Annotated in this window: 9 protein-coding genes and 2 tRNA genes; 6 read left to right on the top strand and 5 right to left on the bottom strand. The window is 44.3% G+C overall.

Going from position 1 to position 12,487, the window contains the following annotated elements; all coding sequences use genetic code 11:
* Positions 1-230 precede the first annotated feature (230 nt).
* Positions 231-3,332 carry a TonB-dependent receptor gene (locus P2W76_RS02950; protein WP_276345988.1) on the top strand — a complete coding sequence of 1,034 codons (3,102 nt, stop codon included), beginning with the start codon at positions 231-233 and terminating at the stop codon, positions 3,330-3,332.
* Positions 3,333-3,344: 12 nt separating this feature from the next.
* Positions 3,345-4,979 (top strand): RagB/SusD family nutrient uptake outer membrane protein, encoded by a 1,635-nt coding sequence (locus P2W76_RS02945; protein ID WP_276345987.1) that lies wholly within the window; start codon positions 3,345-3,347, stop codon positions 4,977-4,979.
* Between the two features lie 79 nt (positions 4,980-5,058).
* On the opposite strand, the gene P2W76_RS02940 is transcribed toward P2W76_RS02945, so the two are convergent.
* Together P2W76_RS02940 and P2W76_RS02935 are read right to left on the bottom strand one after the other, a co-directional pair.
* Positions 5,059-5,466 (bottom strand): DoxX family protein, encoded by a 408-nt coding sequence (locus tag P2W76_RS02940; RefSeq protein ID WP_276345986.1) that lies wholly within the window; start codon positions 5,464-5,466, stop codon positions 5,059-5,061.
* Positions 5,467-5,484: 18 nt separating this feature from the next.
* Positions 5,485-6,393: an LD-carboxypeptidase gene (locus P2W76_RS02935; RefSeq protein WP_276345985.1), complete on the bottom strand. Its 909-nt coding sequence runs from the start codon at positions 6,391-6,393 to the stop codon at positions 5,485-5,487.
* 145 nt (positions 6,394-6,538) lie between these two features.
* Here P2W76_RS02935 and metG point away from each other — a divergent pair, with 145 nt between their 5' ends.
* The 4 genes from metG (at position 6,539) to P2W76_RS02915 (ending at position 9,148) form a co-directional block, all read left to right on the top strand.
* A complete protein-coding gene (metG, locus tag P2W76_RS02930) occupies positions 6,539-8,638 on the top strand; it encodes a methionine--tRNA ligase (RefSeq protein ID WP_276346070.1) in 2,100 nt (699 codons plus the stop codon).
* Positions 8,639-8,641: 3 nt separating this feature from the next.
* Positions 8,642-8,713 (top strand) — tRNA-Arg (locus tag P2W76_RS02925).
* A 101-nt stretch (positions 8,714-8,814) separates the two neighbouring features.
* A complete protein-coding gene (locus P2W76_RS02920) occupies positions 8,815-9,057 on the top strand; it encodes a GIY-YIG nuclease family protein (RefSeq protein ID WP_276345984.1) in 243 nt (80 codons plus the stop codon).
* Positions 9,054-9,148 (top strand) — tRNA-Arg (locus P2W76_RS02915). The genes P2W76_RS02920 and P2W76_RS02915 overlap by 4 nt, the downstream gene beginning before the upstream one ends.
* A gap of 34 nt (positions 9,149-9,182) precedes the next feature.
* On the opposite strand, the gene P2W76_RS02910 is transcribed toward P2W76_RS02915, so the two are convergent.
* The 3 genes from P2W76_RS02910 to pepT all read right to left on the bottom strand — a co-directional run bounded on the left by P2W76_RS02910 (position 9,183) and on the right by pepT (position 12,482).
* Positions 9,183-10,193: a PIG-L family deacetylase gene (locus tag P2W76_RS02910; RefSeq protein WP_276345983.1), complete on the bottom strand. Its 1,011-nt coding sequence runs from the start codon at positions 10,191-10,193 to the stop codon at positions 9,183-9,185.
* A 109-nt stretch (positions 10,194-10,302) separates the two neighbouring features.
* Positions 10,303-11,079, bottom strand: coding sequence for a hypothetical protein (locus P2W76_RS02905; RefSeq protein WP_276345982.1), 777 nt, complete (start codon positions 11,077-11,079; stop codon positions 10,303-10,305).
* 149 nt (positions 11,080-11,228) lie between these two features.
* Positions 11,229-12,482: a peptidase T gene (pepT, locus tag P2W76_RS02900; protein ID WP_276345981.1), complete on the bottom strand. Its 1,254-nt coding sequence runs from the start codon at positions 12,480-12,482 to the stop codon at positions 11,229-11,231.
* Positions 12,483-12,487 lie beyond the last annotated feature (5 nt).

Genomic DNA, 12,487 nt, shown 5'->3' with positions numbered 1-12,487 from the left:
TTGAACGATTTCTTTTTCACTTCGATATCTTACTCCTTTCCAACGCTTATAACCAGCTGAATTTCAGTAGATTTTGATTTAGTGTAATTTTCTTGTTTAAAATTAATTACCTGTTAATCAATTCATTGTATTGAAAAGGTTAAAAGAATTAACAAAATATTTTGTTGTAACGTGTTTGTTGCTCATTTTTGACATTCTAACCATAATAACTAACTAAATATAGAACAAGGATGAAAAGACTTTTACAAAGTTTGTTTCTCGTGCTATTTATTGCCGTACAGGCATTTGCACAGGAACGCACTGTAACCGGAACAGTTACAGACAAGATGGATGGCTTGCCTCTGCCCGGGGTAAGTATTAAAGCAACAGGAACAACTGCAGGTACAACGACAGACGGAAACGGTCGTTTTTCGCTGCAGGTTCCGGCAGGAGCAACCTCGTTAGCATTTAGCTATATTGGCTACCTGCCTCAAACGGTGGCAATCTCAGGTACTTCAATGACTGTGCAATTAACTTCAGACAGGCGTCAGCTTAGCGAGGTAGTTGTCGTGGGATATGGTACACAGTCCCGTAAGGAGGTTACCGGATCTGTAGGAAGCGTTACAGGCGGAGCACTTGCTGACAAACCGGTAGCCAGTTTTGACCAGGCTCTGGCAGGGCGGGTTTCGGGAGTTCAGGTTACCGTGTCGAGCGGTATCTTAGGTCAGGCGCCAAGGGTGCGAATTCGCGGTGTAAATAGTATTTCTAATGGTACTGAGCCTTTGTATGTTGTCGATGGTCTTCCTGTGGTGACGGGAAACCAAAGTGGTACTACCACTACAAATCCGCTTGGAGATATCAATCCTAATGATATCCAGAGCGTTGACGTATTGAAGGACGGTGCAGCAACTGCAATTTATGGTTCAAGAGCGGCCAATGGTGTGGTTATAATCACCACTAAAAAAGGGACGGCTGGGAAGCCCCAGATAGCTTATAATTCATGGTTCTCGTCTTCAAGCGTGGCAAAGACGTTTGATCTTTTAAGCGCTGACCAGTTTATAACGATTGCTAATGAGAAATTAACCAATGCCGGCGGTGCAGCGGGTGCTGTTGCAAGTGGTATTAATACCGACTGGCAGGACGTAGTTTTTAACAAAGGTGCGTTCCAGCAAAGTCATGCAATAGCAGTGAGCGGTGCAACGGAACAATCCAATTATTATTTCTCCTTAGGTTATAATGACCTTGAAGGGGCCATTAAGTCTAACACTCAGAACAAATATTCATTCTTTGGAAAGATCGAACAAAGTGCGCTTGATAAGCACCTTACGTTCGGGATCAATGCTAATGTAGCCTATACCAGGAACTTTGGATTGAATGCAGGAACTAACGCTCTTTCAGGGAACGTTGGAAATGCAATCCGCGCCTTACCTAACGTAGCTCCAATGAATCCGGATGGTTCATATAATTTCAGTGCCGACCTTGCCCGTTTGGGAAGAGGAGCCAACTTGAGGGAGATTGATGATAATTATACCAACATCGCATTTGTATTGGCGAACAACAAATTCCGTAATCAAACTACTAATCTGATTGGTGGTGCGTTTGTGAACTTTAATATCATCGATGGTCTTGATCTTAAGACACAGATCTCTACGAATGGCCTTTTTGGCGAGGATTACCAATATTACAGCCCTCTGCACGGTGACGGAAGAGGTGTCGGAGGATATGCATTTCAACAATATATCCCCACATTCCGTTATGTATGGACGAACACCCTGGGGTATAACAAAACCATGGGGAACCATAATTTCGGTGTGATCGGAGGACTAGAATTCCAGAAGTCAAGATACCGGGCATTTAATGCCAGTGCGACCAGTATATCGACAACATTCTTTGGCGGAGAAAACATTATCAGTAACTCTTTTCCGCAAGCTACATTCGGGCTTGGCGGTTCAGTTTCGGAACAGGCTTACAAATCACTGTTTGTCCGGGGTAACTACTCCTTCAAAGGAAAATACCTGTTAAGCGCTACATTCCGTTCTGACCAGATCTCTTCCCTGCCACAGGGAAACCAGATTGCAAACCTCCCGGGTGCTTCTTTGGGTTGGAGAATTTCGGAAGAAGGCTTTTTCAAGAATTCGTCTGCATTCCAGTTCATTAACGACTTCAAAATTCGCGGTGGTTACTCTAAAGTAGGTAATACAGATATAGGTAATTATCCGTTCGCTGGTAACTTCAGCGCGGCTACTTACGGCGCCAATAGCGGATTGTTCTTCAGCCAGGCAGGTAACCCTGATCTGAAATTCGAAACCAGCAAAAAGTACAATGTTGGGGTTGATCTTGCGATGTTCAATAACCGCTTAAACTTAAGCGCTGATTATTTCACAAATGACGTAGATAACATTATTCTTTTCGTTCCTACTCCTTTATCTCTTGGCGTACCTGGAAACGGTATTAACCAGAACGTCGGCAGCATGAACAATAAAGGCTTTGAGTTCACTGTAGGTTCGGTTAATGTTCAGAAAGATGATTTCTCATGGTCAACAGACCTGAATCTCACTTTAGTGAAAAACAAGGTTAAAGCTCTTGCCAATAAGAACTCTGATGTTGTATTTACATATAATATCCACCGTGTGGGTGAATCGATTGCATCTCTCTATGGTTATAGATATGAAGGTGTGAACCCGGCAAATGGAAACCCGCTATACCGTAAGGCAAACGGACAGATCATTCAGGGTAATATTGCTACCCAGTCATATAACGTGTATGATCCGGCTAATCCGGGTACTGCTGGCGCATCATCTACGTTAGCTGCGGCCGACAGGGTAATCCTGGGTAATTCAAGCCCGACTTATTTCGGCGGATTAAACAATACCTTTACGTATAAAGGATTGGACCTGAACATATTCCTGACTTTCTCCGGTGGAAACGAGGTGATGAATGCAACCCGTCAGGAGAGTTTGTTAAATCAAAAATTCCTTAACGGAGGTGCTGAGTTACTGAACAGATGGACTTCGTCAAATCCAAACACACAGACTCCACGCCTATACTACGGACGTGACGCATTCACTAACCTAACTGCTAATACTGTTTCCCGTTTCGTGGAAGATGGAAGCTATATCCGCGGGCAAAATATAACCCTCGGATATACATTGCCAGTATCAGCAGTAAACAGCCTCAAATTCAACAAAATCAGACTGTACGCACAAGTGATGAATGCATTCATCATTACCGATTACTCTGGGCTGGATCCGGAGCTTAATACAAGCGTGACATCAAACAGTACTGTCGGGGTTGATTATAACACAAATCCGATATCAAGGACATTCGTGTTGGGATTAAATGTTGGATTTTAAATAAGAAGAAATATGAAAAGTATTATAAAAAACACATTTGTTAAAAGAGGGATGCTGGTGATATGCTTTACGGGCTTGCTGCTTATCTCTTCGTGTAAAAAATTCACGGAACTAAGTCCCCTGAGCCAGTTATCCGAGGCTACAGCCTTCTCTAACCCGGCTAATATCGAGCTGGCGATGAACGGTGTGTATAGCAGGGCGGCTGTTGGAAACTATAATGGTACTACAGGTCGTGGTTACCCTTTTGGCGCTGCTTCTATTGAGCAGGGGGAGATGAGAGGCGAAGATATGGTTAACCTGGCAACATTCTACCAGATTACTTACGAAACCACGATCACTGCCGCGGCATCGAGCGCCAACAACTGGAATATGTTCATTAATTTATACTCAGTGATCAACCAGTGTAACGTCGTTATTGACGGTGTTACTGCCGCGGCAGGGGCAGGCACGATAACTCAGGCGATTGCAGACCAGTATGCAGGAGAGGCAAGATTTCTTCGCGCCCTGGCTCATCATGAGCTCGTGATCAATTACTGTCGTCCATTCGTTGATGGAAATGGAAATAAGCCGGGCGTACCATATCGGACAGTTGCTGTAACCGGTGCTTCCACCGTGGCTTCAACTCTTTCACAGACACGAGGAACAGTTGCTGAAGTTTATAACAAGATCCTTGCGGATCTTGATTTCGCGGAGACTAATCTTCCTGCTACAAGAACTACCGGCAAGATCGCACGCGCCACTAAGGGTGCGGCTATTGCACTTAAAACGCGTGTGAAGCTGCATATGAATGACTTTGCCGGTGTTATAACCGAGGGTGCCAAGCTTGGAACGGGTGCTGCTGCGGCACCATACACCAGTCCTATAGGAGGTTATAGCCTTACGGCAAGTCCTGACGGGCCATTTGTGAGTTTTAGCAACAACACAGAATCAATCTTCTCTATAGAAAATGGATCTGCGGCAAATGGCGGCGTGAATGGAGCTTTGCCAAATATGTTTGGCCCGGCCGCTAATGCTATCAACAGTCAGGTTGGCCGTGGATTGGTTGCTACCAGTCCTAATTTATATAATGCTGCCTTCTGGGTTACCGGCGATACAAGAAGAACTCTGCTTCAGATTCAACAAAGCACTAATGGGGCCAAATACTTCTTTAATTACAAGTATCGCGACCCTACGACTAGTACGGACTGGGCGCCAATCATTCGTTATGCAGAGGTTTTGCTAAACGTAGCAGAAGCATATTCAAGAACTACAGCTCTTGACTTACGTGCATTAGGCTTGCTAAACGCTGTTAGAAACAGGGCGGTTCCAGTGACGGATCGTTATACAATCGCCAACTTTACTTCCCAGGATGCTTTAACCCAGGCGATCCTGAATGAACGCAGAGTTGAATTTGCCGGAGAGGGACGCAGGTGGCCGGATATCACGCGCTTATCTCAAAGCCAGTTCGCTGTTGCGGGCGGCGGTATACCCGCTAAGATCCTGGTAACAAACTTAAGCGGTACCGGATCCAACTGGGATGTGGTGAATCGCCCGGTTACAGCAACAGGTAAGGCTGCAATTCCGTATACCGACCATAAATACATTTGGCCGATTCCACAGGATGAGCTTAACGCGAATCCTAATTTGACACAAAATCCGGGTTACTAAAGAATGTGATCTATCGAAAAAGCTCCCTGGTATTATTATACCAGGGAGCTTTTTATTTAAAGCATTACTTATTTTAAGATCACTTCTTATCAATGCTGTATTTTCCCGGCCCTATAAATGCCAGTCCCAAAAATACGACCCCGACTTCAATGGCTTGCGAAGCAACCATGTAATTGGCTGATGTTTGAAGATGCATAGTTGCAGCTACTACCATAGTGAATGTCAGCAGAAGACAAACCGGTCTGAAAGCCAGGCCAATAAGGACTAAAAACCCACCAAACGTTTCAGTAGCGGCAGCAAGAAGCCCCCAAACTGCAGGCACAAACGTAATGCCCAGGTGCTTCATCGAACTTCCCACAGCTTCCCATTTTTCAGGACCGCCGAGAAGCTTTGGATAACCATGCATCATCATCATGATACCAAGGCCTAAGCGAATGATCAATAATCCTGTATTTCTGTATTTTCCAAGGGATGCTAATAAAGCCATAATAATAATTGCAAAATGTTATGAAACGTGATTTGTGTATTTTAATGAAACTGACTGGCCGCTGACTAACAGTGTAGCCTCCCGTCCAAAGATAAGCGCCCTGTTATCTTCTATATGGCCTGCAGGAAAATTGAAGCAAACCGGGTAATCATACTCTCTGACATGGGACATGATAATCTCCTCTGCCGTTTGTCCGAAGGGTATGTCATTATCTTTAAGATCCGTAAATCCCCCAATTATCAACCCCTTCAAACTCCTGAGTATGCCGGCCCGTTTAAAGTTGATGATCATCCTGTCAATAGAGTAGAAATACTCCCCCACATCTTCCAGAAATAGTATTTTGTCTTTATAACTCTGTTCTGAAACCGAGCCTGCCATCATAAGCAATAAAGTAAGATTGCCGCCGGTAAGTATGCCGGTAGCCGAACCACTCCGGTTTTTTGCGAAGCTTTCAAACTCATAATCTACTTTTTCATTAAAAAGAGCTTTTCTTAGCGTTTCGAGGGAGACCTTTGTACCGTCGGGGATTGTTAATGGCATTTGTCCGTGGATGCTCTGAACATTAAACACGCTGTGGATATGGCTATGCAGGACGGTAATATCACTAAAGCCAATTATCCATTTCGGGTTTCGCTGAAAAGAAGAGAAATCAATGTCGTCGATTATTCGAATCGTGCCGTATCCGCCCCTGGCAGCAAAAATAGCTTTAACGGAATCGTCATCGATAAACCGCTGAAAATCTGAGGCGCGCATTTCATCATCGCCGGCAAACTGATTCCAGGATGCATAGACTGTATCGCCAAGGATCACATTTAATCCCCATGACTCAAGCAGGCGTACCGCGTCATCTATTGGCACGGGTAGTTTTTTTGCCGGACAAGTAATTGCGACTGTGTCGCCTTTATTTAAATATGGTGGAGCTATCAAGTTGCCAGGATAAATTATTTGGTTCAGGATTCACAAATAAACAAAATAGCATATAAACTTATTGTCAAATTATCCAATTAGAAAATTAGGCCCTAAGCGTTTATCTTTGCAAATTATCAAAAAGCTAATTAACGCTAATTTTCAGATTTTGGGACAAAATTTCAAACGATACACTGTAACCGCAGCGCTTCCTTATACAAATGGTCCGGTACATATAGGCCACCTTGCCGGAGTATATGTCCCTGCAGATATTTACGTCAGGTATCTAAGGTCTGCCGGCCGCGATGTGGTGTTTATTTGTGGTTCTGACGAACATGGCGTACCGATAACTTTAAAAGCAAGAAAAGAGGGAACGACTCCTCAACAAGTGGTAGATAAATACCACAAGGTGATTGGTGATTCCTTCAGGGATTTTGGTGTATCATTTAATATTTATCACCGGACATCGTCTCAAACCCATCATGAAACCGCGTCGGGATTTTTCAAAAACCTCTATGATAAAGGTGTTTTTACCGAGGAGGAAACTGAACAATATTTTGATGAAACGGCGGGGCAGTTCCTTGCCGACCGGTATATTGTTGGTACATGCCCTAACTGCGGTAACGAGAATGCCTATGGCGACCAGTGTGAAAAGTGCGGCACTTCTTTAAGTCCCAATGAGCTTATTAACCCACATTCGACGCTTTCGGGACAAAAGCCTGTGTTAAAAAAAACTACCAATTGGTTTTTGCCTCTTGATAAAATGCAGCCCGAGATAGAAAGGTATATAGATTCGCATAAAGATTGGCGACCGAACGTGTATGGGCAATGCAAGTCGTGGTTGAAGGGTGGTTTACACCCGAGAGCCATGACTCGTGATCTTGACTGGGGTGTACAGGTGCCGGTGAAGAATGCGGAGGGAAAAGTATTGTATGTATGGTTTGATGCGCCTATAGGTTATATATCAGCGACTAAGGATCTTTGCGATGCGGGATTAAGCGCCAGGAAAAAAGCTGAGTATTATCTGAACGATGGCCAGAAGCCATCTCAAAACTGGGAAAAGTATTGGAAGGACGAGGATACTAAGCTGGTTCATTTCATCGGGAAGGATAATATCGTTTTCCACTGTATTATTTTTCCTGCTATGTTAATGGCTCATGGGGATTATAAGCTGGCTGATAATGTTCCTGCGAATGAGTTCCTGAACCTTGAAGGCGATAAAATATCTACTTCAAGAAACTGGGCAGTCTGGTTAAATGAATACCTGCGTGATTTTCCGGGAAAACAGGATGTACTTAGGTATGTGCTGACTGCAACAGCTCCGGAAACAAAGGACAATGATTTCACGTGGAAGGATTTTCAGGCACGGAACAACAATGAGCTGGTAGCAATATTCGGTAATTTTATAAATCGTGTACTTGTTCTTTCACATAAATATTTTGATGGCCGGGTTGTATCCGGTTCTGCATTAACAGAAACAGACGTGAATGTTATTGAGGAGCTTAAAAAGTATCCCGTGAGTGTATCATCGTCACTTGAACAGTACAGGTTCAGAGAGGCCCTGACAGAATTTATGAACCTGGCCCGGCTCGGCAACAAGTATCTAGCAGATGAGGAGCCCTGGAAATTAATTAAGACTGATGAGGAACGCGTTAAAACGATTTTGAATACTGGCCTGCAGATAGCGGCGAACCTCGCAATTCTTGCTCAGCCTTTCCTGCCTTTCAGCGCAGAGAAGCTTTTTAAAATGCTCAACCTGGATCCGCAGCCCTGGGCCAATGCCGGAACGGCGGACATGCTTCAATCAGGCCATCAGCTTAACGAAGCATCTCTGCTTTTCGACAAGATAGAAGATGATGTTATTGATTTCCAGATCAAAAAATTGATGGATACCAAGCTTGCAAATACACAGGAAGATAGTGGGCCGTCCCTGGCGAAAGCAAATATTAATTTTGACCAATTCGCAGCCATGGATATTCGTGTGGGTAAGATATTGGCAGCTGAAAAGGTCGCCAAAACTAAAAAGCTTTTAAAGCTTCAGGTCGATACCGGAATAGATCAGCGTACTATTGTATCAGGCATTGCTGAATATTTCGAGCCCGAAAACATTATTGGCAAACAGGTTTCAGTGCTTATTAATCTTGAACCCCGTGAAATAAAAGGAATTTTATCCCAGGGAATGATTCTGATGGCGGAAAATTCAAACGGAAAGCTTAGTTTTGTTGCGCCTTCGGAAGAATTTCCGAGTGGCAGCGAAATAAGGTGACCAGGTCCCGTAGTTCAACGGATAGAATAGAAGTTTCCTAAACTTTAGATATGAGTTCGATTCTCGTCGGGACCACAAAGCTGCTCAAACCGGGCAGCTTTTGTTTTTTCACCGTTTCCTAAGTCAGTTTGTAAATACATTCTCAACAGTATACATTTATGCCACATCACTAGCTTATGTACTTCGCATACGTAATTAAGAGCCAGGTGGCAGACTTTTATTACAAAGGCCATTGTAAAGATGTTCATAACCGGTTAATGCAGCACAACTCGGGCTTGACGGTTTCGATTCGTCCTTATCTGCCTTTTGAACTGGCGTATTTTGAGAGTTTTTTGACTGAAAAGGAGGCGATAGCACGAGAGAAATATTTTAAATCTTCGGCGGGCCGCAGGTATCTAAGGGGGAAACTGACCCGGTAGTTCAACGCCCGCCCGGCTGAACGCCGTTCGGACGGGGATAGAATAGAAGTTTCCTAAACTTTAGATATGAGTTCGATTCTCGTCGGGACCACAAAAGCCACTCAAAACGAGTGGCTTTTTTATTTCTATCTGGCGTTTTTTGCTACATAATCAGGGATTACCGATACCGGTTTCCCGAAATAATGAAACTGCTCTGCCCACTCAAGACCATACTTCTTTCCTACCTCCTTGTCTGAGGGAACAGCCCTGTGGTATTCTGAGTCAACATCCAGTACAAAGTGTTTTACAAATGCGGCGTTGGCTGTATCATCGTTATCTCCCAGAAGCGGAAGTGTTTTACCCTGAGCCGCTAAACTTTTTCTTAGATTGGCACCAGCGTCGCCGCCAGGTCCCTGCGTTTTTATCACCACATTGCTTTCAACCTTTATGTCAATGTATTTGCTGATATCTACCACGCGGTTTACTAATTGCGGACCCCGGGCAAAATAATATCGCTCCTGCACAGCATGCGGTTTTACAACTTCAAAATGCTCGGGATAGTCCAGGCTCCCGGCCATCCACCGGGCTGCTTCAACAGCTTTCGCAGTGACATAATGGTCCGGGTTTTCTTCATAATGCCCCCAGGGATCGTAGCACATAACTGTATCAACCTTAAGCAAACGGAACAGGAATATCAGACGGCCTTTAATCTCTTGTATATTATATTCATCCATCCGGTGATTCCGGTAGTGAAGATCGTAAACCTTTGTGATCCCGAGCACCTTCGCAGTGGCTTCAGTGTCAATCTCATTATTAACGACACGTTCTCCAAGAGTTTTGCCGCGGCCCGCCACATCATCATTAGAAGTCCGGATCATATAAGCAGTATAGCCCTCATCGACAAGCTTTGCGACAGTGCCGGCGGCAAACAAAGCAATGTCATCGCAATGGGGCTGGATCACTGCCAGTACCTTTCCTTTGTGGGGTTTCCCGGCAACAGGTCGTTCTATAACAACAGGATCATTTTCAGGGGGGCTGGCAGGTGAGGTTTTACTAGCTATTTCTGCAGCTGCCGCCTCTTGTCCCATTATTGAATAAGCTGCTGGTAGTATTGCACTGGCTGCTATGCCTTTTGTAATGAACTTTCGTCTTTCCATTATCAGGGTGGTTTTTCAATCCTAATATAAAAAAAATCATGTAAACAATAACGTGTACGTTACCACATAACGTAATTAAAAGTTCAGGAGTGCTGTCAGCAAGTTGATTTTATTGTCTCGTAGCCAGGCTGCTTTTTATGTAGAAATCGGTTGATGTTTGTAGCTTATTCAGGGGCATGCTGCGCTGCGGGAACGGGCTGCCGTACATACCACCCATTTGCTGGCGTGGCATATTCTGCCGCGACATATTAGCAGAAGGTCCCGGTAATCCATTGATCTTAATATTGTAAATTACGTCCCCCGGGTTGGATATGCTTAAATTCAGCAGGCTTAAGGGAATGATGATCTCCTGAACGAGCTTATTTTCTTTATCAAAGCCGGCAGCAGCGCGTATACCATACATGTTTTGCAGAGAGATGCCTCCGTCAATTATTTCTTTGAAGCCCCTTACTTTAATATCTTTTATCCTGGAAAGGATCTGGTTCTGCCTTTCCTCCATTTCAGGCTGCTCCTTAATATTACGGGGCTTGCCAGGTGTGCGGTCGAGAACCGGGAATATCACCGTAGGCGGATCCTTCTTTTTGCCCTCGATATTTGCAGAAAAGCTTATTCCACCCGCCAGGATCCTGGTCAGGTCTTCCCTGGAATCACTCTTTAAAGCCAGGTAAATATTCTTATCATCATTAGCGAGGCTGTACCTAAGCCTTGTGGCGTCATTGTAGTATGTAAGGCTGTCTTGCCAGTCGCCCAGATTACCGTCTGCAACAATTGTTTTATCTGCCCATACGGTGGTTATCAGTTCTGCTTTTTTTTGAGCGTATACAGGACTTAAATGGAGTAAAGCGACATAAGCAACGGCTATCACAGCACTTTTTCTTTTGATCATCTTCTGGAGTTTAGACTATAAGTTAAGGTTTAAACCTGTTGTAAGTAAATTACACTAATCACATACGGGATTTCTCGCTATTTGAATTTTCACCAACGTAACATTTATAAAGGGCACGCAAATATAGGAAACGATAACTGCGGTTGAACTCAGCTCTCTTCTTCCCAAAGCAGAGCCAGGTGAATGATCGTAAGAACAGCTTTTTGCATATCCTGAACAGAAACCCATTCCTGCTTGCCGTGGAAGGCGTGTTCGCCCGCGAAAATGTTGGGACAGGGCAGGCCCATGAATGATAATCGCGAGCCATCAGTACCACCCCTGATGCTCTGGAGCTTTGCTTTCAACCCGCTCCGTTCAATAGCCTTAATTCCGAGTTCCATTATTTTGGGGTGACGGTCAATTATTTCCTTCATATTCCGGTATTGCTCTTCGACTACCAGTTTGTAAGTAGAATTAGGATATTCTTGTAGTACCTCCTCGATGATAACCTCGAGGATCCTTTCGTGGCTTTTAAGGGAAAGGGCGTTGAAGTCCCGCATGATCAGTTCTATGGTAGCTTGTTCCACTGTTCCGGAAATTGAAACCGGGTGAATGAAACCATCTTTATCTGAAGTGCTTTCGGGAGAGAGTTTTTCCTTTGGGAGACAAGCTAAAACCTGAGATGCTATCTTGATAGCGCTTTCCATTTTCCCGCGGGCAAAACCAGGATGACTGCTCACGCCGTTTATCACCACTTTAACACCATCGGCAGAAAAGGTTTCGTTCTCTATCGAGCCTACAGTTTCGCCATCAACAGTATAAGCAAATTCAGCATTTAATTTTTTGAGATCAACCCTATCCACACCCCGGCCGATCTCTTCATCAGGTGTAAATAAGATTTTAATTGCTCCGTGCTTATATTCAGGATGCGATACTAAAAAGTTAGCGGCATCCATTATTTCCGCCAATCCCGCCTTATTATCGGCGCCAAGCAAGGTAGTACCGCTTGCCGTAATAATATCATTGCCTATCTGGTCTTTCAGGTCAGGATGGTCTTTCATTCTCAATATTTGGGTAGGGTCATCAGGTAGTATAATATCCTGGCCCTGATAATTTTCATGTATGATCGCTCTCACATCCTTTCCGCTGCAGTCAGGCGACGTATCCATATGCGAGCAAAAACATATTACCGGAACTTTTTTCTTCGTATTTGCCGGGATGGTGGCATACACATAGCCGTTGTCGTCATGGTGCGCATCGGCTATACCCATTTCAAAAAGCTCTGCAACGAGCAGTCTCGCAAGGTCCTTTTGCTTTTCAGTTGAAGGGCAAGTGCCTGACGAAGGATCCGACTGGGTATCGATCGATGTATATTTTATGAACCGTTCAACAACGGTATAGCTTATATTTTCAGAGACACTCATTTTTG

This window comes from Daejeonella sp. JGW-45 (assembly GCF_029360805.1).
Lineage (GTDB): Bacteria > Bacteroidota > Bacteroidia > Sphingobacteriales > Sphingobacteriaceae > Daejeonella.
Note: the sequence above shows the minus strand (reverse complement) of the source record. Positions and strands in the feature narration are given on the sequence as shown.